The 23,420-nt window shown below is 62.5% G+C and carries 19 protein-coding genes; 11 read left to right on the top strand and 8 right to left on the bottom strand.

Annotated features, from left to right (window positions below):
* Window positions 1-5 precede the first annotated feature (5 nt).
* From J3P88_RS23835 to gap, 7 genes are all read right to left on the bottom strand, one after another.
* The gene (locus J3P88_RS23835) at window positions 6-1,352 is read right to left on the bottom strand and encodes a CoA transferase (protein WP_434571957.1); all 1,347 of its coding nucleotides are present in this window, start codon (window positions 1,350-1,352) and stop codon (window positions 6-8) included.
* A 35-nt stretch (window positions 1,353-1,387) separates the two neighbouring features.
* The gene (locus tag J3P88_RS23830) at window positions 1,388-1,828 is read right to left on the bottom strand and encodes a YbaN family protein (RefSeq protein WP_434571955.1); all 441 of its coding nucleotides are present in this window, start codon (window positions 1,826-1,828) and stop codon (window positions 1,388-1,390) included.
* Window positions 1,829-2,000: 172 nt separating this feature from the next.
* A complete protein-coding gene (locus tag J3P88_RS23825) occupies window positions 2,001-2,591 on the bottom strand; it encodes a biliverdin-producing heme oxygenase (protein WP_434571953.1) in 591 nt (196 codons plus the stop codon).
* A gap of 147 nt (window positions 2,592-2,738) precedes the next feature.
* On the bottom strand, window positions 2,739-5,333 hold the full coding sequence (locus J3P88_RS23820) for a TonB-dependent receptor (protein ID WP_434571951.1): 2,595 nt from the start codon (window positions 5,331-5,333) through the stop codon (window positions 2,739-2,741).
* A 119-nt stretch (window positions 5,334-5,452) separates the two neighbouring features.
* The gene (locus J3P88_RS23815) at window positions 5,453-6,358 is read right to left on the bottom strand and encodes a FecR family protein (RefSeq protein WP_186709245.1); all 906 of its coding nucleotides are present in this window, start codon (window positions 6,356-6,358) and stop codon (window positions 5,453-5,455) included.
* A gap of 129 nt (window positions 6,359-6,487) precedes the next feature.
* Window positions 6,488-7,000: a sigma-70 family RNA polymerase sigma factor gene (locus J3P88_RS23810; RefSeq protein ID WP_186730485.1), complete on the bottom strand. Its 513-nt coding sequence runs from the start codon at window positions 6,998-7,000 to the stop codon at window positions 6,488-6,490.
* A gap of 202 nt (window positions 7,001-7,202) precedes the next feature.
* Window positions 7,203-8,204: a type I glyceraldehyde-3-phosphate dehydrogenase gene (gene gap, locus J3P88_RS23805; protein ID WP_003184623.1), complete on the bottom strand. Its 1,002-nt coding sequence runs from the start codon at window positions 8,202-8,204 to the stop codon at window positions 7,203-7,205.
* 230 nt (window positions 8,205-8,434) lie between these two features.
* On the opposite strand from gap, the gene edd reads away from it, so the two are divergent.
* From edd to J3P88_RS23750, 11 genes are all read left to right on the top strand, one after another.
* Window positions 8,435-10,261, top strand: coding sequence for a phosphogluconate dehydratase (edd, locus tag J3P88_RS23800; protein WP_186709232.1), 1,827 nt, complete (start codon window positions 8,435-8,437; stop codon window positions 10,259-10,261).
* Window positions 10,258-11,217 carry a glucokinase gene (locus tag J3P88_RS23795; RefSeq protein WP_434571948.1) on the top strand — a complete coding sequence of 320 codons (960 nt, stop codon included), beginning with the start codon at window positions 10,258-10,260 and terminating at the stop codon, window positions 11,215-11,217. The genes edd and J3P88_RS23795 overlap by 4 nt, the downstream gene beginning before the upstream one ends.
* A 183-nt stretch (window positions 11,218-11,400) precedes the next feature.
* Window positions 11,401-12,132 (top strand): response regulator, encoded by a 732-nt coding sequence (locus tag J3P88_RS23790; RefSeq protein ID WP_186709230.1) that lies wholly within the window; start codon window positions 11,401-11,403, stop codon window positions 12,130-12,132.
* Window positions 12,122-13,591 (top strand): ATP-binding protein, encoded by a 1,470-nt coding sequence (locus J3P88_RS23785; RefSeq protein WP_434571946.1) that lies wholly within the window; start codon window positions 12,122-12,124, stop codon window positions 13,589-13,591. The genes J3P88_RS23790 and J3P88_RS23785 overlap by 11 nt, the downstream gene beginning before the upstream one ends.
* A gap of 243 nt (window positions 13,592-13,834) precedes the next feature.
* Window positions 13,835-15,094 (top strand): AGE family epimerase/isomerase, encoded by a 1,260-nt coding sequence (locus tag J3P88_RS23780; RefSeq protein WP_411386689.1) that lies wholly within the window; start codon window positions 13,835-13,837, stop codon window positions 15,092-15,094.
* Between the two features lie 116 nt (window positions 15,095-15,210).
* Window positions 15,211-16,512: an ABC transporter substrate-binding protein gene (locus J3P88_RS23775; RefSeq protein ID WP_186709225.1), complete on the top strand. Its 1,302-nt coding sequence runs from the start codon at window positions 15,211-15,213 to the stop codon at window positions 16,510-16,512.
* 182 nt (window positions 16,513-16,694) lie between these two features.
* Window positions 16,695-17,603, top strand: a complete 909-nt coding sequence (locus J3P88_RS23770; RefSeq protein ID WP_003198535.1) for a carbohydrate ABC transporter permease — start codon at window positions 16,695-16,697, stop codon at window positions 17,601-17,603.
* Complete coding sequence (locus tag J3P88_RS23765) at window positions 17,596-18,441, top strand: carbohydrate ABC transporter permease (protein ID WP_003198539.1); 846 nt, start codon at window positions 17,596-17,598, stop codon at window positions 18,439-18,441. The genes J3P88_RS23770 and J3P88_RS23765 overlap by 8 nt, the downstream gene beginning before the upstream one ends.
* Window positions 18,442-18,443: 2 nt before the next feature.
* A complete protein-coding gene (locus tag J3P88_RS23760) occupies window positions 18,444-19,604 on the top strand; it encodes an ABC transporter ATP-binding protein (RefSeq protein ID WP_411386691.1) in 1,161 nt (386 codons plus the stop codon).
* Between the two features lie 227 nt (window positions 19,605-19,831).
* Window positions 19,832-21,178, top strand: coding sequence for a carbohydrate porin (locus J3P88_RS23755; protein WP_186709222.1), 1,347 nt, complete (start codon window positions 19,832-19,834; stop codon window positions 21,176-21,178).
* 277 nt (window positions 21,179-21,455) lie between these two features.
* Complete coding sequence (locus J3P88_RS23750) at window positions 21,456-22,310, top strand: D-hexose-6-phosphate mutarotase (RefSeq protein ID WP_186709221.1); 855 nt, start codon at window positions 21,456-21,458, stop codon at window positions 22,308-22,310.
* A gap of 139 nt (window positions 22,311-22,449) precedes the next feature.
* On the opposite strand, the gene J3P88_RS23745 is transcribed toward J3P88_RS23750, so the two are convergent.
* Window positions 22,450-23,310 carry a MurR/RpiR family transcriptional regulator gene (locus tag J3P88_RS23745; protein ID WP_170842276.1) on the bottom strand — a complete coding sequence of 287 codons (861 nt, stop codon included), beginning with the start codon at window positions 23,308-23,310 and terminating at the stop codon, window positions 22,450-22,452.
* Window positions 23,311-23,420 lie beyond the last annotated feature (110 nt).

Below are 23,420 nucleotides of genomic sequence, written 5' to 3'. Positions count from 1 at the left end.
GCATGTCACCACCGGGCCCGATGCGCCCCCAGTTCAGCCGCCGGCAAGGTCCATTGCAGCGGCGTCCCGGTGATTTTCAAGGGCACCTGCAGCCGGTGGGCTGGCCCCCATGGCGTCTGTTCGATCACCAGGCCCTGATCATCCTCGGCCTCGGCTCGCAATGGGCTCGAGTCCCCTGCGCCACGCTCGATCAACAGCTTCGCCGTGCGTGCCAGTGACAGACGTGCCGAGCCGCCATGGCCCGTGTGCAGGCGCCGGGCCAACAGCACCAAGGCGCTGGCCGCCAGCAGATAGCCGGTGCCGTGGTCCAGTGCTTGCACGGGCAGCGGTGTCGGTTTGTCGGTGTGTTTCCAAGCCAGGCCGGCTTCGGCAATGCCACTGCTCATCTGCACCAGGCTGTCGAAGCCGCGCCGGTTCTGCCAGGGGCCGCTCCAGCCGTAGGCGTTGAGGCTGACGTCGATCAGGCCCGGAGCCAGTTTACTGCGCTGTTCGGCGCCGTAGCCCAGGCGTTCCAGAGCGTCGGCACGGTAGCCGTGGAGGAGGAGGTCGGTGTCCTTGAGCAATGCCTCGAACGCCGCGCGATCATCGGCTTGATGCAGGTCGAGGCGGGCGCAGCGTTTGCCCAGGGTGACTTCCGGGACCACGCCGGGTTCGTTCCAGGTTGGCGGGTCGATGCGCAGCACGTCGGCCCCGAGGCCGGCGAGGAAGCGGCTGGCGACGGGGCCGGCCAGTACGCGGGTCAGGTCCAGGACCCTGAGGCCCGCCAGTGGCTGGGTCACGGAGCCAGGCCAGGGTTTCTGCTGTCCTCCAGTCGCTTCACTCAGATGCACCAGCGGTTCGGCATTCACTGCCATGCCTTGAGGGTGAGTTTGCCAGGCCTGCCACGAACGCATCTGGGCAGAGCAACCGCCGGCGTCGACCACGGCTTGCTCCAGCTCGGCCTTGTTCCAGCGGGTGACCCTGGCCGCCATGTCGGCGCGGTCGGTGCAGGTGCCGAGGACTTTTTCCGCCGCCAGGCGATGATGCGGCGCGTTGGTGTGCAGGCGAATCCAGCCGTCGGCGCAGGCATAGTCGCCGGCCACCGGATCCCACATCGGTGGCACGCGCCAGCCGATGGGGCGTAGGGAGGTGGCGAACCAGAACGATGCCAGGCGTCGGTCGACTTCGACGGGGGGCAGGCGGCCGGTCTGCTGGTGGATGAGCTCGGCGGTGGCTTGGCCGGCTGCGGCGATGCTGGCGCTGGCCAGCTCCGTGACGGCGAACGCCGAGGGCAGGGCGCCTTCGCCGCTGAAGGTGATTGGGGTCGTGGGCAAACCGAGCGCGGCTTGCATGGATGTGAGTAGATCTGCCATCGAAAGCCCCTCCTGAACCAGAGGGCGAGCATAGATCAAAAATCCGTTGGGGGCCGCTTTGAGGCCCAGCGGGAGCAAGCTCCCTCGCCACGAATACCTCGCGCTTGTTCCGGTCGCGACCAGATCCACAGGTTGCCAAGGCCCATGCCGGCGAGCGCCAGGTAGACCGGCCAGCCGTGGTCGAGCATCACCAACATCAGCCCGGCACACAGCAGCATGCTGGCGCTGGCACCGACCTTGGCCCGGCGCGGGATGACCTTGCCGTTGCGCCAGTTGTGCAGCATCGGCCCGAACAGCCGATGGTTCTCCAGCCAGGCGCTCAGGCGCGGCGAACTGCGGGTCGCGGCCCAGGCGGCCAAGAGGATGAACTCGGTGGTCGGCAGGCCAGGCACGACGATGGCGACCAGGCCGATGGCCAGGCTGGTGTAGGCGAGCAGGGCGAAGAGCAGTTGGGTGAGTTTCGACGGATGGTTCATCAGCGTTTTTCAGTCATACACATTTCCTGTGGGAGCGGGCTTGCTCGCGAAGGCGGTATATCAGCCAACATAACCGTTAACTGACCCACCGCCTTCGCGAGCAAGCCCGCTCCCACACTGGTTTCTGGGTGGACTGCAAGATATGCATCCACCCCTAGATTCCTTGTGCGAATCAGGCCAACTCGGTCGCGTAAGCCTGTTCCAGCAGTACCGTAAATCGGTTAAAGGCATCCAGCGCGCCTTTGTCCGCCTCGGCTTCCTGTTGTTCGGTGAAGGTCAGGCCATCGAGGGTGCGGGTGAAGGTTTTCCAGCCTTCGGCACGTCCGCCGGCGGGTTCGGCCAGGTGCCGGGCGCCGAAGGTTTCGCTCAGCCCCAGGCCCACGGCACGCTTGATCAGGAAGGCGGCGCCGAGCTTGGAGCCTTCGGAGACGAACAGCCAGCCCAGGGCTTCGGCCTGGGTCGGGTTTTTCACCGCACCGGCCACCGGCCCAGGGACTTCGGTGTCCAGGTCGGCGAGATCCGCCTTGGCTGCGTCGGCACGGCAGCGGGCTGGCAGGTCGGGGATCAAGGCGGCCAGTTCGGCGTCGTTGTACAGCGCCACCAGTTCCGACTGGAACAGGTACTGGGCGACGACGAAACGGGCGAAGCTGGCCGGGGTGTCGAACGGCGCATGGGCCTTGACCAGCGCATCGAGCTTGCCGTGGGGCTCGTGGGTGATCTGGTTCAGGCGTTGGGAGCGTGAAGCGGGGCGTTGTGTGGTCATGAAAAAATTCCTTCGAATGAAACAGGTGTGGCGAGGGAGCTTGCTCCCGCTCGGTTGCGCAGCGACCGCAAGTTCTTGGGACTGCTGCGCAGTCCAGCGGGAGCAAGCTCCCTCGCCACAGGCATTTGGCTTGCCGACAAAAATTGGTCAGATATCCCAGACCAGGTTCACCGCGAAGTTACGCCCGGGCGCCGTCAGGCGATCGAGGTTGGCGGGGCTCAGCACGGCCGCTTCGCCGACGCTGTCGTAGCCGCGCACGTCATCCCACAGCCAGTATTTCTTGTCGGTGAGGTTGTAGAGGCCGCCGCTGACGGTCACGTCGCCGGTCACCTTGTAGTAACCCGTCAGGTCGAGGATGCCGAAGCCTGGGGTCTTGAATTGGCTGCTCACGCCATCGGGGGAGTTGAAGTTGCTGTCGTCGACGCGGTCCTTTTTCTTGACCAGGGTCCAGCTGAGCAAGGTGCCGAACTGCTCCTGGTCGTAGCCCAGGCCGAACACGCCGGTGAGCGGGTTGATGCTGTTGAGCGGTTCGCCCGTGTCGTTGTTGCGACCGTAGAGGTAGGCCACCGAACCCTGGGTGTAGAGGCCTTTTGGCGCGCCCAGCACGTCCAGGTCCAGGCGCCCCTTGGCTTCGACGCCCTTGATGGTGGCGTGCTTGATGTTGTTGCTCTGGAAGGTCAACTGGTCGGCACCGGGGATGATGGCGTCCTCGTTGATGAAGTCGCGGTACTTGTTGTAGAACACCGCCACGTCGAACGAACCGGAATCGAAACGGCCACGCAGGCCGGTCTCGTAGCCCTGGCTTTTTTCCGGCTCCAGGTCGGGGTTGGGTTCTACGCTATAGCCGGGGGCGGTGTTCTCGAAACGACCGTACAGAGCCTTGGCGGTCGGGGTACGAAAGCCTTCGGCGTACTGGCCGTACCAGGTGTACTCATCGCTCAGGGCGTACGTCACGCCGAACTTGGGCGAGACGCGATGCCAGGTCTTGTCCTTGCCGCTGACTGTACCGCCGCCGGTAGGGTCCACGGTACTGAGGAATTCCTCGGTCAGGTGCGGTTTGAGCCGGGTGTAGTCGTAGCGCAGGCCGGGGGTGAAGGTCCATTTGTCCCAGCTGATCTGGTCCTGGGCGAACAGGCTGTAGGTGTTGATGGTCGGGTCGGGGAAGTCACTGGCTTTTGCCAGCACGTCCCGGGTGCTGATGGCGCCCACCGCCGGGCAACCGACGCCGACCGCCAGGCACACGCCATTGCCACTGCGCGAGCCGGTGACTTTCTGTTGCTTGAGGGTGGTGCCGTAGGTCAAGGCGTGGTCGGTGTCGGCGACGCTGAAGGCCTTGTCCAGTTGCGCATCGAAGACCCACTGCTTCTCTTCGTAGAGGGTCTCCCGGGTGCGCAGGACCTGGCGGGTGATGGGGAAATAGAACTCGGCGGTGCTCTGGTCGGTCTTGGCGACCTGGTGATTCAGGCTCCACTTGACGTGATCGGCCAGCAGGCTGTCGAGGGCGAAGCTGTGTTCCAGGCCGAAACGCTCGCGGGTGATGGTGTCGTTGCCAGTGCGCCACTGGTACATGCCGCCGGGCAGCATGGAGGTGGGGATCGTGGGGCGGCCGTTGGAGTAGGGGCCGCCATAGGCGCTTTTCAGGTCGCTGTCGCGGTCGTCCTTGTATTTCTCGTAGACCAGGCCAAGGCGTGCATCATCGTTATAGTTCCAGCCGAGCTTGGCCAGCACGTTGTAGGTGCGCACGTCTTCAGGGTTGGCGGCGGTGCGATCCAGGCCGGTGCCGTTGTGGCTGCCGTAGGATTCGGTTTCGTGGCCGTCACGCTGGCTATAGTGCAGCAAGCCATCGACTGGGCCACTACGGCCGGCGACGGTGGCGGACTTGAGCCAGCTCTCGTCGGCGGAGCTGTAGCCGGTCTTCAGGCGCGCGCCGACGTCCTCGCCCGGCTTGATGATGTCGTCCGGATCGAGGGTGAAGTAGCTGACGGCACCGCCAATGGCATTGCTGCCGTACAGCACCGAGGCCGGGCCGCGGAGGATTTCCACGCGCTTGATGATTTCCGGGTCGACGTAGTTGCGTTGGGTCTTGGCGTAGGGGCCGTTGAAGAACCCGCCGGGTATTTCAACGCCGTCGACCTGGGTCAGGATCCGATTGCCGTCGATGCCGCGGATGTTGTAGCCGCTGATGCCGCCGCGCTGGCCCGCACCACCCACCGATACGCCCGGTTCATAGCGCACCAGGTCCTTGAGGGTATTGACGTTGTTGCGGTCCAGTGCCTGGCGGTCGTGGACGGTGACCGTGCTCGGTACGCTGGTGATGTCCTGTTCCTGGCGGGTGGCGCTGATGGTCACCTGTTGCAGTTCCAGCGCGCTGCCGCGGCTGCGTTTTTCCAGGACGATGCTGTTGTCGCCCAGCTTGCGATAGCTCAGTTGGGTCCCCGCCAGCAGGCGTTCCAGGGCTTTTTCCGGCGGTAGCGAGCCGTTCACCCCTGGCGACGCGACGCCTTCGGCCAGTTCCGCCGGCAGGCCGACCTGCCAGCCGGTGACCGCAGTGAATGCATTCAGGGCCGAGACCAGGGGTTGCCGGGCGATGGCAAAGGTGTAGTCGCCCATGTTGCGTGCAGGGGGCTGCACGGTGGTGGCGGCCAGGGCGAGCGGCGCGGTGCCGGCCATCAGGATGGCGGCGGTGAGCAGTGACAGCGTGCAAGAAGGGGCAAGAAACCGGCAAGTAAGGCGAGAGGACATCGATAGCGCTCCGTGTCGCATCTGTTATAGGTGCAAATTCGCATGGATAGATGCGAATCAATTGCATTGGCTATAACGAGACGAACCAGCGAAGCCTATCGAGTAAAAATAATTCTCATTTAGTTCAGGATTACCAGCGCCGGGAATTCCTGTAGGCGCGCCGAGGTGATGTGGGCCAGGGAACGGACCACGTCCAGCGGCTGATCGAGGCGGTAATTGCCGGTCACCGCGACGTTGGCCAATTGTTCGTTGCTGTTGATGATCCAGCCGGGGTAGTAGCGGCGCAGCTCGGCCAGTACCTGGCTCAGCGGCCGGTTTTCGAACACCAGCCGACCCTGGACCCAGGCCAGCTCGGTGCTGGCATCGAGCCGGGCCGGGCGGTCGAAGCCGTTGGGGCCGATGCGGATGCTTTCCCCGGCGGACAAGCGTACATGGGTGTCGTTGCGGGTGGCCCGCAGGTCCACATCGCCGCGCTGCACCTGGACCTGGGCCACACCGTCGAGGTAACGCACGGCGAAGGTGGTGTCGCTGACGCTGGCGGTAACCGGGCCGGCATCGATTTCCAGCGGCAGGGTGCTGTTGCCCGGGACTTCGAAGAAGGCCTCGCCTTTGTACAGGCGCGCCACGTGCCGTTGTTCGTTGAACGTGCTGGAGAAGGCCGAATCGGTGTTGAGCAGGACCTTGGAACCGTCCTCCAATTGCAGGCGCTGGCGCTCACCGACCACGGTCAGGTGATCGGCCTGGAAATGCAGGGGCAGGTCGCTGAAGTTGAACAGGCCGAGAAGCAGAACAGCGGCGGTGGCCAGGGGTTTCCAGTGGTCACGCAGGCGCGACAGGGCGGTGACCTTGGGCGCGGTTTCCAGCCGGCGGGCACTTTCCAGCACCTGCGGGCCGTTCCAGATCGCCTGGGCCCGGGCAAACGCCTCGCCGTGACGTGGATCGGCCGCCAGCCAGGCCTGGAACTGCCGCGTCTGTTCCGCGCTGGGGCTGTCCAGCAGGATCAGCCAGTCCAGCGCCTGCTCCATGGCATGGGCGGTTTCCGGCGTCGGCTCAGGAGAAGGGGAGTAGTCCGTCACGGTGAGTTCTCTTATTAGCGGCCCGCACAAGCTACAAGCCGCAGGCATTAGGAGGCAAGCCTGTACGCAGCGTGAAGTTCATGGGTTGCGCTCAGCCACACCCACACAGATCGCCATGATCAGCTTCAGTTCCTTTTGCACGGTGCTCAGGGATACACCGAGCCGTTCGGCGATTTCCTGGTAACTGTGGCCATGCAGGCGGCTGAGGATGAATATCTGCTGTTGGCGCGGGCTCAGGGCTTGCAAGCTGACGTCCAGGCGCTCAAGCAGTTGCTGGGCATGGGCGGCGTCCTCGGCACTGCTCTGGGGGGCGACGACGTTGTGGACGACTTCCAGCGGTACGTCGTCCAACAGCGTTCGGGATTGGATGCGCCGGGCACGCAGATGGTCCAGCGCCAGGTTGCGGGCGGTCTGGAAAACAAAGGGTTCGAGGTGTTCGACCGTACGTTCGGCCAACGCTCGGGTGACGCGCAGGTAGGTTTCCTGAAGCAGGTCTTCGGCGGTACTGGGGTTGCTGACCATGCGCTCGAGGGTGCGTAGCAGCGGCGTGCGCTGGGCGAGGAAGACATGATGAAAGCGCGATTGACTCACGGTAGGGCCCGATCCGGTTCGAGAGGATGATAATGCTTATCATCTACATGGTGGGTCAAGCCTTCATTTCACCGGTCCCCTGTAACCCTGTGGGAGCGGGCTTGCTCGCGAAAGCGGTGGATCAGCCACCTTTTTTATTGACTGACACTCCGCTTTCGCGAGCAAGCCCGCTCCCACAAAAAAAGCTCAACTGCCGTTTCAGTTACTCGGCGTTACACAACGCCAGGCAGTTATCCAGCATGCGGTTGGAGAAGCCCCATTCGTTGTCATACCAGGCCAGCACCTTGAGCAGCTTGCCGCTGGCCTTGGTGTGGTTGGCGTCGAAGATCGACGACAGCGGGTTGTGGTTGAAATCGCTGGAGACCAGCGGCAGGGTGTTGTAGCCGAGGATCTTCGAATGCTGGCTGGCATGGCGTAGCAGTTCGTTGACTTCTTCGGCCGAGGCTTCGCGCTTGAGCTGCACGGTGAGGTCGACCAGGGAGACGTTGATCACCGGTACGCGCACGGCCATGCCGGTCAGCTTGCCGGCCAGTTCCGGCAGCACCAGGCCCACCGCTTCGGCGGCGCCGGTCTTGCTCGGGATCATGTTCTGGGTGGCCGAACGGGCGCGGTACGGGTCGCTGTGGTAGACGTCGGTCAGGTTCTGGTCGTTGGTGTAGGCATGGATAGTGGTCATCAGGCCGCTTTCGATGCCCAGCTCGCGGTGCAGCACCTGGGCCACCGGGGCCAGGCAGTTGGTGGTGCACGACGCGTTGGAGATGATCTGGTGGGACTGGCGCAGGATGTCATGGTTCACGCCATACACGACGGTGGCATCGGCGCCCTTGGCCGGAGCCGAGATGATCACCTTGCGGGCGCCGGCGCTGATGTGCGCGGCTGCCTTGGCACGGTCGGTAAACAGACCGGTGCATTCGAACACGACGTCGATTTTCTCGGCGGCCCAGGGCAGTTCGGCCGGGTTGCGGATGGCGCTGACCGAGATGCGGTCGCCATTGACCGTCAGGCTTTCATGATCGTGCTGGACGTCGGCATCGAAGGTGCCATGCACGGTGTCGAACTTGAGCAGATGGGCATTGATTGCACTGTCACCCAGGTCGTTGATGGCGACGATCTGCAGGTCGCGACGGTAGCCTTGGGTATACAGTGCACGGAGGACGTTGCGGCCGATGCGGCCAAAACCATTGATTGCGATTCGAAGAGTCATTAACTGCGCCGCCGTCGATTTGTTGTTGGAATTACAAGATTATTCGCATAAAAATAGAAAACAAGCCTTTTTAGTGGCAATATTTTGTTTTATCTACAACGAGTGACCTGAATCAACTGGTCCGAATGGTCAAAAACCGTCTGTCGCCTCGCCTTCCACACAGCGTGCAGCGGGCTTTTGACCAGCATAGACAATCAGGTCGCCACATCCGTTAGCCTGGAGTTCTACACATGCATCCCCGCGTTCTTGAGGTCACCGAACGGCTTATCGCCCGCAGCCGCGCCACGCGTGAGGCTTACCTTGCATTGATCCGTGGTGCGGCCAGCGACGGTCCGATGCGCGGCAAGCTGCAATGCGCCAACTTCGCTCATGGCGTGGCCGGTTGCGGCACCGAAGACAAGCACCATCTGCGGATGATGAACGCCGCCAACATCGCCATCGTGTCGTCCTATAACGACATGCTCTCGGCCCACCAGCCTTACGAAACCTTCCCGGAACAGATCAAGAAAGCCCTGCGCGAAATCGGCTCGGTCGGCCAGTTCGCCGGTGGCACGCCGGCGATGTGCGACGGCGTGACCCAGGGCGAGGCGGGGATGGAACTGAGCCTGCCGAGCCGCGAAGTGATCGCGCTGTCCACGGCGGTGGCGTTGTCCCACAACATGTTCGACGGCGCACTGATGCTCGGCATCTGTGACAAGATCGTTCCCGGCCTGATGATGGGCGCGCTGCGCTTCGGTCACTTGCCGACGATTTTCGTGCCCGGCGGGCCGATGGTCTCGGGCATTTCCAACAAGGAAAAAGCCGACGTGCGCCAGCGTTACGCCGAAGGCAAGGCCACCCGCGAAGAGCTGCTGGAATCGGAGATGAAGTCCTACCACAGCCCCGGCACCTGCACCTTCTATGGCACCGCCAACACCAACCAGTTGTTGATGGAAGTGATGGGCCTGCACTTGCCGGGCGCCTCGTTCGTCAACCCGAACACGCCGCTGCGCGATGCACTGACCCGTGAAGCGGCGTTCCAGGTGACGCGCCTGACCAAGCAGAGCGGCAACTTCATGCCCATCGGCGAAATCGTTGACGAGCGCTCGCTGGTCAACTCCATCGTCGCGCTGCATGCCACCGGCGGCTCCACCAACCACACCCTGCACATGCCGGCCATTGCCATGGCGGCGGGTATCCAGCTGACCTGGCAGGACATGGCCGACCTCTCCGAGGTGGTGCCGACCCTGAGCCACGTCTACCCGAACGGCAAGGCCGACATTAACCACTTCCAGGCGGCGGGCGGCATGTCGTTCCTGATCCGTGAATTGCTGGAAGCCGGTTTGCTCCACGAAAACGTCAACACCGTGCTCGGTCACGGCCTGAGCCGCTACACCCAGGAGCCGTTCCTCGAGGACGGCGAGCTGGTATGGCGCGACGGTCCGATCGAAAGCCTCGACGAAAACATCCTGCGCCCGGTGGCCCGCGCCTTCTCGCCAGAAGGCGGGTTGCGGGTGATGGAAGGCAACCTCGGCCGTGGCGTGATGAAGGTCTCGGCCGTGGCCTTGGAAAACCAGGTGGTCGAGGCCCCGGCCATGGTCTTCCAGGACCAACAGGACCTGGCGGACGCGTTCAAGGCCGGTCTGCTGGAAAAAGATTTTGTCGCGGTGATGCGCTTCCAGGGCCCGCGCTCCAACGGCATGCCGGAGCTGCACAAGATGACGCCATTCCTCGGTGTGCTGCAGGATCGCGGCTTCAAAGTGGCGCTGGTCACCGACGGGCGCATGTCCGGCGCATCCGGGAAAATCCCGGCGGCCATCCATGTCAGCCCCGAAGCTTATGTCGGTGGTGCGTTGGCCCGGGTGCAGGAGGGCGATATCATCCGTGTCGATGGCGTCAAAGGCACCTTGGAACTGAAGGTGGACGCCGAGGAATTTGCCGCGCGCACGCCGGCCAAGGGCCTGTTGGGCAACAACATCGGCACTGGTCGCGAGCTGTTCGGTTTCATGCGCATGGCCTTCAGCTCGGCGGAGCAGGGCGCCAGCGCCTTCACTTCTGCCCTGGAGACGCTTAATTGAAACTGGCTTTGGTCGGTGACATCGGTGGGACCAACGCACGCTTCGCGCTGTGGAAAAACCACAACCTGGAAAATATCCAGGTGCTGGCCACGGCGGATTACGCCTGCCCGGAAGATGCCATCGAGGTTTACTTGAGTGGCATGGGCCTGAAGCCGGGAGCCATCGGTTCGGTGTGCCTGTCGGTGGCCGGTCCGGTGAGCGGCGATGAGTTTCGCTTCACCAACAATCATTGGCGCTTGAGCAACCTGGCATTCTGCGAAAGATTGCAGGTGGAGAAGCTGTTGCTGGTCAACGACTTCTCGGCCATGGCCCTGGGCATGACCCGCTTGCGTCCCGATGAATACCGAGTCGTGTGCGAAGGCACCCCGGAGCCGATGCGTCCGGCGGTGGTGATCGGGCCAGGCACCGGGCTGGGCGTCGGTACGCTGTTGGATCTGGGTGAGGGCCGGTTCGCCGCGTTGCCGGGGGAGGGCGGCCATGTCGACCTGCCCATGAGCAGCCCGCGGGAAACCCAGTTGTGGCAGCACATCTACAACGAGATCGGCCACGTCAGCGCCGAAACCGCTTTGAGCGGCAGCGGTTTGCCTCGGGTGTACCGGGCCATTTGCGCCGTGGACGGCCATGCGCCAGTGCTCGATACCCCCGAATCCATCACCGCGGCCGGCCTGGCCGGCGACCCAATCGCTTTGGAAGTGCTGGAGCAGTTCTGTCGCTGGCTGGGGCGCGTGGCGGGCAACAATGTGTTGACGCTGGGCGGACGCGGCGGCGTCTACATCGTCGGTGGCGTGGTCCCGCGCTTTGCCGATTTCTTCCTCGAAAGCGGTTTCGCCAAGTGTTTCGCCGACAAGGGTTGCATGAGCGATTATTTCAAGGGCATTCCGGTCTGGCTGGTGACCGCGCCATACTCCGGCCTGATGGGCGCGGGCGTGGCGTTGGAGCAATCCGCCGCAGCTTGAAGTTGAAATGTGGCCTCTTGTGGGAGCGGGCTTGCTCGCGAAGGCGGTGTGTCAGACAACAAAAAAGTTGAATGACACACCGCCTTCGCGAGCAAGCCCGCTCCCACAGGGGGGTCGCAGTGTGTTTGTAGAACCCGTCCATCAGGCATAATCGCCCCCATCCAAACAACAAGGACGAGGCCCGTGAGTTCAGTAAACAAATCGATTTTGTTGGTCGACGACGACCAGGAGATTCGCGAGCTGCTGGACACCTACCTCAGCCGTGCGGGCTTCCACGTGCGGACCACGCCCGACGGCGCCGGGTTTCGCCAGGCGTTGAACGATGCACCGAGCGATCTGGTGATCCTCGATGTCATGCTGCCCGATGAAGACGGCTTCAGCCTTTGCCGCTGGGTTCGCCAACATCCACGCCAGGCGCATGTGCCGATCATCATGCTCACCGCCAGTTCCGACGAGGCCGACCGGGTCATCGGCCTTGAGCTGGGCGCCGATGATTACCTGGGCAAACCCTTCAGCCCGCGTGAACTGCAGGCGCGCATCAAGGCGCTGCTGCGCCGGGCGCAATTCGGCCAGGAACGCGCCGGCGGCGAAGTGCTGGCCTTCGATGAATGGCGACTGGACATGGTCAGCCATCGGCTGTTCCACACCGACGGTGAAGAAGTGATTCTCTCCGGTGCCGACTTCGCCTTGCTCAAATTGTTTCTCGACCATCCCCAGGAAATCCTCGACCGCGACACCATCGGCAACGCGACCCGTGGCCGTGAGCTGATGCCCCTGGACCGGATCGTCGACATGGCGGTCAGCCGCCTGCGCCAGCGCCTGCGGGACACCGACAAGCCGCCGCGGCTGATTCGCACGGTGCGGGGCAGCGGTTACCAGTTGGCGGCCAGTGTGGTTGCCAGCAATGGTCATTGACGGGATCAAGAAAATCGTCCGGCGGGTACCGGTGCCACGCTCGTTGCTGGGCCGGATGTTGTTGCTGACTTTGCTGGTGGTGCTGTTCGCCCAGACCCTGTCCAGCCTGATCTGGGTTTCGCAATTGCGCGCCACCCAACTCGAAGGCCTGGTTACCAGCGCTCGCAGCCTGGCCCATTCGATGACCGCCAGCGTCAGTTATTTGCGCTCGCTGCCGGTGGCGTACCGGCCGTTGGTGCTGGACCAGTTGCGCAGCATGGGCGGCACGCGGTTCGTCGTCACCCTCAACGACAAACCCCTGGGCATGGACGTGCTGCCGGTGACGCCGCGCAAGCAGGCGGTGCTCACGGCCGTGGATGAAGTGCTGCGCCGCTCCTTGGGCCATAACGCCGACATCTCGGTGACGTTCGTCAGCCCCGACGACCTGCGGATTTTCAATGCCGGGCTCAAGCTCGATGAACTGCCTCGTTCGTGGGCCCACTATGCCCTGACGCTGGAGCCGGTAAATCCGCCCGTGCTGGTCACGCAGATCCAGATGGCGCCGGGGGAATGGTTGTACATCGCCTCGCTGCTGCCCGAACCGTACACCAGCCTCGAAGAGCAAGACCTGCCCAAGCAACAGGTTGGTTTCATCGTGCTCACCAGCAGCCTGTTGTTGCTGTTCATCGGCTTGCTGGTGCACTGGCAGAGCCGGCCCCTCAAGCGATTGGCGCGAGCCGCGCGGGACATGTCCCTGGGCGCCGAAGTGGAGCCGGTGGCCGAGGGCGGCGGCAGCGAAGTGGTGGAAGTGGGGCGGGCGTTCAATGCCATGCGCGAACGCATCAGCCGCTACCTGACGGAGCGCAGCCAGTTGTTCAGCGCGATCTCCCACGACTTGCGCACACCGATCACCCGTTTGCGGCTGCGGGTCGAGCTGCTGGAGGACGAAAACCTGCAAGCCAAGTTCGGCCGTGACCTGGATGAGCTGGAGCTGCTGGTCAAAGGCGCGCTGCAGTGTGTCAAGGACACCGACATCCACGAGAACATCGAGCCGGTGGACCTCAACCATGTGCTCGATTGCCTGGTCGAGCCTTACCTGGCGCCCAACGGCAACGGCCGGGTGACCCAGGATGGCCGGGCGCTGGCGCCGTATCCCGGCAAGCCGCTGGCCCTCAAGCGCTGCATCGGCAACCTGATCGACAATGCCTTGAAATACGGGCAGAACGCCCACCTGCACATCGATGACGATGAAACCGCGTTCATCCTCCACGTCGACGACGAAGGGCCGGGTGTGCCGGAACAGCGCCTGGAGCAAGTCTTCGAACCGCATTTCCGTCTCGCCGGGCAACAGCAGGGCTATGGCCTGGGCCTGGGCATCGCCCGCAACATCGCCCACAGCCATGGCGGCGAGGTGAGCCTGCAGAACCTTCGTGAAGGGGGGTTGCGGGTGACGTTGCAGTTGCCTCGTAGTGTGGATTAGCAACACCGCGTTATCGTTCTTCGCGAGCAAGCCCGCTCCCACAGGGTTCGATGGTGGACACACAAATTGTGAACACCATAGACCCAATGTGGGAGCGGGCTTGCTCGCGAAGGCGCCAGTGGCCTCAACACATCTCTCAAGGAATGTCACAGCTCGGTGACATAACTCGCCCCTTTCGTTACCTGCCACCCACCCTCCCTTGTTTAGACTCCCTGCGTCAAAACAACAAAAAAAGGTACTCCGATGGACACCTTCCAACCGGCCTTCAGCAGTTGGCTGAATGCCCCTGCCCACCAGCGTTGGCTCGCCGATGAAGGCGTGCGGCTGCTGGCGTTCGCCAAGGCCTCGAAGCTGCCTGACGGCTTTGGCAACCTGGATGAGCTTGGGCGCCTGCCGGCCGATGCCCGGGCCGAAACCATGAACACCGCGCGCATGACCCACAGCTTCGCCATGGCCCATATCCAGGGCTTGCCGGGTTTTGCCGAGCTGGTGGACCACGGTATCCAGGCCCTCAATGGCCCCTTGCGCGATGCCGAGCACGGTGGCTGGTTCGCCACGTCGCAACCCGATGCGGACAGCACCGGCAAAGCCGCCTACCTGCATGCCTTCGTCGCCCTGGCGGCCAGTTCCGCGGTGGTGGCCCAGCGTCCCGGCGCCCCTGCGTTGCTGGACGAAGCGGTGCGGATCATCGACGCGCATTTCTGGTGTGAGGAGGAGGGCGCCATGCGCGAATCCTTCAACCGCGACTGGCGCGAGGAAGAGGCCTATCGCGGCGCCAACAGCAACATGCACGCCACCGAAGCCTTCCTGGCCCTGGCCGATGCCACCGACGATCCGCGTTGGCTGGCCCGCGCCCTGCGTATCGTCGAGCGAGTGATCCATGACCATGCCGCCGCCAACGACTACTTGGTGGTGGAGCATTTCGACCGCCATTGGCAGCCACTGCGCGACTACAACCAGGACAATCCCGCCGATGGTTTTCGCCCCTACGGCACCACTCCCGGCCATGGTTTCGAGTGGGCGCGGTTGCTGCTGCACCTTGAAGCGGCGCGGGTGCAGATTGGCATGCTCACCCCTGGTTGGCTGGCCCAGGACGCGCAAAAACTCTTCGACCAGAACTGCCGCCACGGCTGGGACGTCGATGGCGCACCGGGCATTGTCTACACCCTGGACTGGGACAACCGCGCCGTGGTTCGCCACCGTCTGCATTGGGTCCACGCCGAAGCGGCGGCCGCGGCCAGCGCCTTGCTCAAGCGCACCGACGAGGCGAAATACGAAGCCTGGTATCGGCGTTTCTGGGAGTTCTGTGACAAGCATTTCATCGATCGCTGCAACGGCAGTTGGCATCACGAACTCGATCCGCAAAACCGCCCCAGCGCCGATATCTGGCCGGGCAAGCCGGACCTGTATCACGCCTGGCAGGCAGTCCTGATTCCCCGCCTGCCCCTGGCACCGAGCATGGCGTCAGCCCTGGCGCGGTTATCCAGTCCTGCGCCTGTGTAACCATGTCGTGACATTTGCACGTCCCTTCGTTACCTGCGAAGGGATTCCCTCTGATTAGAATCCATGCAGCGCAAGCTCCAGACTTGCATGCATAACAACAAGAAAGGTAATTCTAGATGAATGCGATTTCTCGCCTCGCTACTGTCATTTCTCTTGCTTCCCTGCTTCCCGTCGCAGCATTTCCCGTCACTGCCCTTGCCGCCGAATCCAAAGGTTCCGTGGAAGTCGTCCACTGGTGGACGTCGGGTGGCGAAAAAGCCGCGGTCGATGTGCTCAAGGCCCAGGTAGAAAAAGACGGCTTTACCTGGAAGGACGGCGCTGTCGCCGGCGGTGGTGGTTCCACTGCCATGACCGTACTCAAGAGCCGTGCCGTGGCCGGCAACCCACCGGGTGTCGCCCAGATCAAGGGTCCGGACATCCAGGAGTGGGCGTCCACCGGGCTGCTCGACACCGACATCCTCGAGGACGTCGCCAAGGCCGAGAAGTGGGACAGCCTGCTCGACAAGAAAGTCTCCGATACCGTGAAGTACGAAGGTGACTACGTCGCCGTGCCGGTGAACATTCACCGCGTCAACTGGCTGTGGATCAACCCGGAAGTCTTCAAGAAAGCCGGCATCACCAAGAACCCGACCACCCTTGAAGAATTCTATGCGGCTGGCGACAAGCTCAAGGCCGCGGGTTTCATTGCGCTCGCCCACGGTGGCCAGCCTTGGCAGGACAGCACCGTGTTCGAAGCCGTGGTGCTCTCGGTCATGGGGGCCGATGGCTACAAGAAGGCCCTCGTCGACCTGGACAACAAGGCCCTGACCGGTCCGGAAATGGTCAAGGCGCTGACCGAGCTGAAGAAAGTCGCGACCTACATGGACGCCGACGGCAAGGGCCAGGACTGGAACCTCGAAGCGGCCAAGGTCATCAACGGCAAGGCCGGCATGCAGATCATGGGTGACTGGGCCAAGAGCGAGTGGACCGCCGCGAAGAAAGTCGCCGGCAAGGACTATGAGTGCGTGGCCTTCCCGGGCACCGACAAGGCCTTCACCTACAACATCGACTCCCTGGCGGTGTTCAAGCAGAAGGACGCAGGCACTGCGGCGGGCCAGCAGGATATCGCCAAGGTCGTGCTGGGTGAGAACTTCCAGAAAGTCTTCAGCATCAACAAGGGCTCGATCCCGGTGCGTAACGACATGCTCGGCGACATGGCCAAGTACGGTTTCGATTCCTGCGCCCAGACCGCGGCCAAGGACTTCCTGACGGACGCCAAGTCCGGCGGCCTGCAGCCGAGCATGGCGCACAACATGGCGACCACGCTGGCGGTACAGGGTGCGTTCTTCGATGTGGTGACCAACTACATCAACGACCCGAAAGCCGACCCGGCCGATGCTGCCAAGAAATTGGGCGCAGCGGTTCAGTCAGCCAAGTAACGAGCGCCGCGGTCCCTTTGTGGGAGCGGGCCTGTGGGAGCAAAGCTTGCTCGCGATGAACGATAACGCGGTCATTCGAAAGACCGAGGTGCCTTCATCGCGAGCAAGCTCAGCTCCCACACAAGCTCGCTCCCACACAGGGAATGTTCTGTAGTCTTTTTTCCCTTGTACTGGATCTTCCCATGAGTTCTGTTGCTGTGTTCAGCAAGGCCTCGCCGTTCGATGCATTGCAGCGCTGGCTCCCGAAACTGGTGCTGGCGCCGAGCATGTTCATCGTTCTGGTGGGCTTCTATGGCTATATCTTGTGGACGTTCGTCCTGTCGTTCACCACTTCGACGTTCCTGCCGAACTACAAATGGGCAGGCCTGGCGCAGTATGCGCGGCTGATGGACAACGACCGCTGGTGGGTGGCGAGCAAGAACCTGGCGCTGTTCGGCGGCCTGTTCATTGGCATCACCCTGGTGATCGGCGTGCTGCTGGCCGTGTTCCTGGACCAGCGCATTCGTCGCGAAGGTTTCATCCGCACCATTTACCTGTACCCGATGGCACTGTCGATGATCGTCACCGGTACGGCCTGGAAATGGTTGCTCAACCCGGGCATGGGCCTGGACAAATTGTTGCGTGACTGGGGGTGGGAAGGCTTCCGCCTGGATTGGCTGATCGACCCGGACCGCGTGGTGTACTGCCTGGTGATCGCGGCGGTGTGGCAAGCCTCGGGTTTCATCATGGCGATGTTCCTGGCCGGCCTGCGGGGTGTCGACCAGTCGATCATCCGTGCCGCACAGATCGATGGCGCGAGCATGCCGCGCATCTATTGGAAAGTGGTGCTGCCGAGCCTGCGCCCGGTGTTCTTCAGCGCCGTGATGATCCTGGCACACATCGCGATCAAGAGCTTCGACCTGGTGGCGGCGATGACAGCCGGTGGCCCGGGTTATTCCTCCGACCTGCCTGCCATGTTCATGTATTCGTTCACCTTCAGTCGCGGCCAGATGGGCATGGGCTCGGCCAGTGCAATCCTGATGCTCGGTGCGATCCTCGCGATCATCGTGCCTTACCTGTACTCCGAGCTGAGGACCAAGCGTCATGACTAGTCTCGCTGCCAAACCTTCCATCAGCCTGAGTCGCATCGCGATCTACGCGGTGCTGATCCTCGCCGTGCTGCTTTACCTGGTGCCGTTGGTGGTCATGCTGTTGACCAGCTTCAAGACGCCGGAAGACATCAGCACCGGCAACCTGCTGAGCTGGCCGACCGTGGTCAGCGGCATCGGTTGGGTCAAGGCCTGGGCCACGGTCGACGGCTACTTCTGGAACTCGATCAAGATCACCGTCCCGGCGGTGCTGATCTCCACCGCCATCGGTGCCTTGAATGGCTACGTGTTGTCGATGTGGCGCTTCCGCGGTTCGCAGCTGTTCTTCGGCCTGTTGCTGTTCGGCTGCTTCCTGCCGTTCCAGACCGTCCTGCTGCCGGCCTCGTTCACCCTTGGCAAGATGGGCCTGGCCAGCACCACCACCGGTTTGGTGTTTGTGCACGTGGTCTACGGCCTGGCATTCACCACGCTGTTCTTCCGCAACTACTACGTCAGCATTCCCGATGCGCTGGTGAAGGCGGCGCGACTGGACGGTGCGGGTTTCTTCACCATTTTCCGGCGGATCATCCTGCCAATGTCGACCCCGATCATCATGGTTTGCCTGATCTGGCAGTTCACGCAGATCTGGAACGACTTCCTGTTCGGCGTGGTGTTCTCCAGCGGTGATTCGCAACCCATCACCGTGGCTCTGAACAACCTGGTCAACACCAGTACCGGGGCCAAGGAATACAACGTGGACATGGCGGCGGCGATGATCGCCGGGCTGCCGACCCTGCTGGTCTATGTGGTGGCAGGCAAGTATTTCGTGCGCGGCCTGACGGCCGGCGCAGTCAAGGGGTAATCATGGCAACGCTTGAACTTCGCAATGTAAACAAGACCTATGGTGCCGGCCTGCCGGACACCCTGAAGAACATCGAGTTGTCGATCAAGGACGGTGAGTTCCTGATCCTCGTCGGCCCTTCGGGCTGCGGCAAGTCGACGCTGATGAACTGCATCGCCGGCTTGGAGACCATCACCGGCGGCGCCATCATGATCGGTGACCAGGATGTCAGCGGCATGAGCCCGAAGGATCGCGACATCGCCATGGTGTTCCAGTCCTACGCGCTGTACCCGACCATGAGCGTGCGCGAGAACATCGAGTTCGGCCTGAAAATTCGCAAGATGAAACAGTCGGACATCGACGAAGAAGTCAACCGCGTGGCCAAGCTGCTGCAGATCGAGCACTTGCTCAATCGCAAGCCTGGCCAGCTTTCCGGCGGCCAGCAACAGCGCGTGGCCATGGGCCGGGCCCTGGCGCGGCGGCCGAAGATCTACCTGTTCGACGAACCGCTGTCCAACCTCGACGCCAAGCTGCGGGTCGAGATGCGCACCGAAATGAAGCTGATGCACCAGCGCCTGAAGACCACCACGGTCTACGTGACCCACGACCAGATCGAAGCCATGACCCTGGGCGATAAAGTGGCGGTGATGAAGGACGGGATCATCCAGCAGTTCGGCACGCCGAAAGACATCTACACCAACCCGGCCAACCTGTTCGTGGCGAGCTTCATCGGTTCGCCGCCGATGAACTTCATCCCGCTGCGCCTGCAACGCAAGGACGGTCGCCTGCTGGCACTGCTCGACAGCGGCCAGGCCCGTTGCGAGCTGCCGTTGGGCATGCAGGACGCCGGCCTGGAAGACCGCGAAGTGATTCTTGGCATGCGTCCGGAACAGATCGCGTTGGCCGGTAGCGAGCCCAATGGTTTGCCGACCATTCGCGCGGAAGTCCAGGTCACCGAGCCTACCGGGCCGGACACCCTGGTATTCGTCAACCTCAACGACACCAAGGTCTGCTGCCGCCTGGCGCCGGACGTGGCACCGCAGCCCGGGGAAACCCTGACGCTGCAATTCGATCCGTCGAAAGTGCTGCTGTTCGACGCCCAGTCCGGCGAACGCCTGGGTGTGGCCGGCCAGCCGCAAACCGATGCCCGAAGCGCCAACGTAGCGCAGTTCAAAGGCCGGTGAAGAACGAGTGTGGGAGGGCGCTTGTGGGAGCAAAGCTTGCTCGCGATGAACGATAACGCGGTCATTCGAAGGACCGAGGCGCTTTCATCGCGAGCAAGCTCAGCTCCCACAAAAGCTCTCTCCCACTGGAAAGGAGTATGCGGTGGATGGGGACATCCATCGCAATCGTTGTAAACCGCGTTAGATAAAAACAGTTAATAACAATAAATAAAGACGAGGATGTAGGGATGAAAAAGCAAAAAAACGCCCAGCGTATCTGCCAGTTGTCAGCCGTTGCGGCGATGATGCTGGCCGGTAGCGCACACGCAGCCGACGCGTTCAGCGCCGATTCGCAGTGGATGACGGGCGACTGGGGCGGTGAACGGACCAAGCTGATCGAGCAAGGTATCGATATCAAGGCGGATTTCGTCGGTGAGATGGGTGCCAACCTCCACGGCGGCTACAACGATGACAAGACCGCGCGCTGGTCCCAGCAGTTTGGCCTGGGCGTCGCGCTCGACCTGGAAAAACTGGCAGGCTGGGGCGATACGGAAGCCAAGATCCAGTTCACCCGACGTGACGGTCGCAACATCTCCAACGACCGCATCGGTGATCCACGCGCCGGTACCCTCAGTTCTTCCCAGGAAGTCTGGGGCCGTGGGCAAACCACGCGCCTGACCCAGTTGTGGATCAAGCAGAAATACTTCGACAGCAAACTGGATGTCAAAGCCGGTTATTTCGGTGAAGGCGAAGACTTCAACACCTTCCCGTGCGAATTCCAGAACCTGGCGTTCTGCGGTTCACAAGCGGGTAACTGGGCGACCGGCATCTGGTACAACTGGCCGATCATGCAGGCGGCGATTCGCGTCAAATACAACCTCACGCCTGAGCTCTATGCGCAAATCGGTGCCTACAACCAGAACCCTTCGCAACTGGAAAACAACAACCGCTACAAGCTCAGCGGCAGCGGTACCAAGGGTACCCTCATTCCGGTCGAGTTGGTCTGGTCACCGAAGATCAATAACCTGCCGGGTGAATACCGTGTTGGTTACTACAAAAGTACGGCCAAGGCCGATGACGTCCGTGAAGACGAGGATGGCAACGACGCCGCGACCACCGGCAACGCCTATCGCAGCCACAGCAGCAAGGACGGCTACTGGCTCGTCGTGCAGCAACAGCTCACCAGCCACAACGGTGATGCTTCGCGCGGCCTGAATATCGCCGCCAACGCCACTTTCCACGACAAGGAAACCAACGTCGTCGACAACTACCAGTCGTTGATGTTCGTGTACAAGGGGCCGTTCGATGCTCGTCCAAAAGACGATGTCGGCATCGGCTTCTCGCGTATCCATGTCAACGAAGACGTGAAGAAAAACTCCGAACTGGTCAACGCCGCCAATGGCGTCACCGACTACGACGATCCGCTGTTCGCGCCACTGCGCAGCACTGAGTACAACTACGAGATCAACTACGGTTTCCACGTCACCAACTGGCTGACCGTGCGTCCGAACCTGCAATACATCACTCACCCAGGTGGTGTGGATGAAGTCGACAACGCGCTGGTGGCCGGCCTGAAAATTCAGTCGGTGTTCTAACGCTGTTGCGATAAGCTCCTCTCTATGTGCGCATATTTGCGGACGGCCAAGGCTGTCCGCTTTTTTTTGCGCAGTGGCTGACACTGAACCTGTGGCGAGGGAGCTTGCTCCCGCTGGGTTGCGAAGCGACCCCAAAGCCATTCACTGCGGTGTGTCCGCCAGACCGTATTTACCTCGTTTGCGACTGCTTCGCAGCCGAGCGGGAGCAAGCTCCCTCGCCACAAAAGCAAGCGTTGCAAACAGATGAGTTATTCAATGATTTCCAGGACCGCGGCCCATGCATGAGCATCCGCTACAACGCTTTTTCAGATCCTTGCGCGAGCGCCCGGTATTCGCGTGGGAGCGCTATCGGCAGCGCGATGTGCTGGTGATCGATCACCCGTTGTGCCAGGCGGTGTTCAGTCGCCAGGGCGCGCAGTTGCTGCACTTCCAGCCGCGCGGCCAGAAGCCCTGGTTGTGGTGCGCGGCCAAGTGGCCGCAAGTCGGAGCGATACGCGGCGGGGTGCCGGTGTGCTGGCCGTGGTATGGCCGTCATCCCAGCGAAAACGCCTGGCCGTCCCACGGTTGGGCACGGTTGATCGATTGGAAACTGCTGGACAGCCGCAGTGATGAAGAGGGCGTGCATTTGCACTGGCAACTGCAGTTGTGCGACTGGCAAGTGGACCTGCATGCCGACCTGGGTGAACGCATGGAGCTGCGCTTGAGCACCGAGCATCAGGACAGCCTGCCGTGCCAGTTGAGCCAGGCTTTGCACGCTTACTGGCGTATCGGTGATGTCGGCGAGGTAGCGCTGTCTGGGCTCGAAGGCGCCCAGGGTTATGACCAGTTGAGCCGCGAAGCTTGCCAGCAGGAAGGCGAGTTACGGGTCGAGGGCGGCTGCCAGCGGGTGTTCCAGCATGAAGGCGAATTGCAGCTCAAGGATCACGCCTGGCAGCGCGAATTGTGCATCGACACCGGTGACAGCGCCGACACCGTGGTCTGGCATCCCGGCACCCGGCCGTTGCTGGGCGTGAGTTGGGATGAGGTCAATGAGTTTGTCTGTGTCGAAGCGGCCAGTGGCGGCACCGACAGCCTGTGCCTGGCGCCGGGGGAGCGGGCGCACTTGAGTTTGCAGGCGTGGGTGGGGGCTTAGGCCAGGATCTCTGGTGTGGCGGCTGGCCCCTTCGCGACAGGCTCGCTCCCACATTGGATCTTTGGTGTTCACAAAACCCCTGTGGGAGCGAGCCTGCTCGCGAAGACGGACTACCAGACGCTAGAGATTCTGGACCGAATCAGTTGAACTCATCCCCCACCGGATACCGGCTGGCATTCAGGCTTTCCTTGATCTTGCGCAGGTGCGGCTGGAAGTCCACGCCCCGGCGCAGGGTCATGCCGGTGGCGAGCACGTCCAGCACGGTGAGCTGGATGATCCGCGAGGTCATCGGCATATAGATGTCAGTGTCTTCGGGTAGGGGGATGTTCAGGCTCAGGGTGCTGGCCTTCGCCAGCGGCGAACCTTCGGCGGTCAGGCCCAGCACCGAGGCGCCGTTTTCCCGGGCGATGCGTGCCACTTCCACCAGCTCGCGGGTGCGGCCGGTGTAGGAAATGATTACGAACAGTTCGCCGGTATGGGCCACCGACGCGATCATGCGCTGCATCAGCACGTCGGCGTGGGCGGTCACCGCCAGGTTGAAGCGAAAAAACTTGTGCTGGGCATCCAGGGCCACCGGGGCGGAGGCGCCGAGGCCGAAGAAGTGGATCTGCCGGGCCTGGATCAACAGGTCCACGGCGCGGCTGATCAAATTGGGATCAAGGGCCTGGCAGGCGCTGTCCAATGAGGCAATGGCGCTGCCAAAGATCTTGCGGGTATAGGCTTCAGGGTTGTCGTCGGCTTCCACTGCGCGGCTTACATAAGCGGCGCCGCTGGCCAGGCTCTGGGCCAATTGCAGCTTGAGTTCCGGGTAGCCGCTGACGCCGAACGAGCGGCAGAAGCGGTTGACGGTCGGTTCGCTGACCGAAGCCGCCTGGGCGAGGGCGGCGATGCTGAAGCGGGTGGCCTGCTGCGGGTTGAGCAGGATGATCTCGGCCACCTTGCGTTCGGCCTTGTTCAGGTCTTCAAGGCGACTCTGGATCTGTTCCAGTAGATTTCGCACGCGGTCCATACAAGATTCCTAGGAAGACGGGTCTTTGATACGACCCTTTGCGGTGGCCTATCCTACTGATGGCTCCGGCGGACCACCACTCGGAATCGGTATTTTCGAAA

Origin of the sequence: Pseudomonas sp. Z3-6 (genome assembly GCF_051131985.1) — a bacterium.
In the GTDB taxonomy this organism is placed as follows: Bacteria; Pseudomonadota; Gammaproteobacteria; order Pseudomonadales; family Pseudomonadaceae; genus Aquipseudomonas; species Aquipseudomonas zanjanensis.
Note: the sequence above shows the minus strand (reverse complement) of the source record. Positions and strands in the feature narration are given on the sequence as shown.

What these genes read in the sequence shown, in the direction of transcription:
- J3P88_RS23835 (WP_434571957.1), bottom strand. Translation starts at nt 1,352, where the DNA reads ATGGCAGATCTACTCACATCCATGCAAGCCGCGCTCGGTTTGCCCACG.
- J3P88_RS23830 (WP_434571955.1), bottom strand. Translation starts at nt 1,828, where the DNA reads ATGAACCATCCGTCGAAACTCACCCAACTGCTCTTCGCCCTGCTCGCC.
- J3P88_RS23825 (WP_434571953.1), bottom strand. Translation starts at nt 2,591, where the DNA reads ATGACCACACAACGCCCCGCTTCACGCTCCCAACGCCTGAACCAGATC.
- J3P88_RS23820 (WP_434571951.1), bottom strand. Translation starts at nt 5,333, where the DNA reads ATGTCCTCTCGCCTTACTTGCCGGTTTCTTGCCCCTTCTTGCACGCTG.
- J3P88_RS23815 (WP_186709245.1), bottom strand. Translation starts at nt 6,358, where the DNA reads ATGGAGCAGGCGCTGGACTGGCTGATCCTGCTGGACAGCCCCAGCGCG.
- gap (WP_003184623.1), bottom strand. Translation starts at nt 8,204, where the DNA reads ATGACTCTTCGAATCGCAATCAATGGTTTTGGCCGCATCGGCCGCAAC.
- edd (WP_186709232.1), top strand. Translation starts at nt 8,435, where the DNA reads ATGCATCCCCGCGTTCTTGAGGTCACCGAACGGCTTATCGCCCGCAGC.
- J3P88_RS23785 (WP_434571946.1), top strand. Translation starts at nt 12,122, where the DNA reads ATGGTCATTGACGGGATCAAGAAAATCGTCCGGCGGGTACCGGTGCCA.
- J3P88_RS23780 (WP_411386689.1), top strand. Translation starts at nt 13,835, where the DNA reads ATGGACACCTTCCAACCGGCCTTCAGCAGTTGGCTGAATGCCCCTGCC.
- J3P88_RS23775 (WP_186709225.1), top strand. Translation starts at nt 15,211, where the DNA reads ATGAATGCGATTTCTCGCCTCGCTACTGTCATTTCTCTTGCTTCCCTG.
- J3P88_RS23770 (WP_003198535.1), top strand. Translation starts at nt 16,695, where the DNA reads ATGAGTTCTGTTGCTGTGTTCAGCAAGGCCTCGCCGTTCGATGCATTG.
- J3P88_RS23765 (WP_003198539.1), top strand. Translation starts at nt 17,596, where the DNA reads ATGACTAGTCTCGCTGCCAAACCTTCCATCAGCCTGAGTCGCATCGCG.
- J3P88_RS23760 (WP_411386691.1), top strand. Translation starts at nt 18,444, where the DNA reads ATGGCAACGCTTGAACTTCGCAATGTAAACAAGACCTATGGTGCCGGC.
- J3P88_RS23755 (WP_186709222.1), top strand. Translation starts at nt 19,832, where the DNA reads ATGAAAAAGCAAAAAAACGCCCAGCGTATCTGCCAGTTGTCAGCCGTT.
- J3P88_RS23750 (WP_186709221.1), top strand. Translation starts at nt 21,456, where the DNA reads ATGCATGAGCATCCGCTACAACGCTTTTTCAGATCCTTGCGCGAGCGC.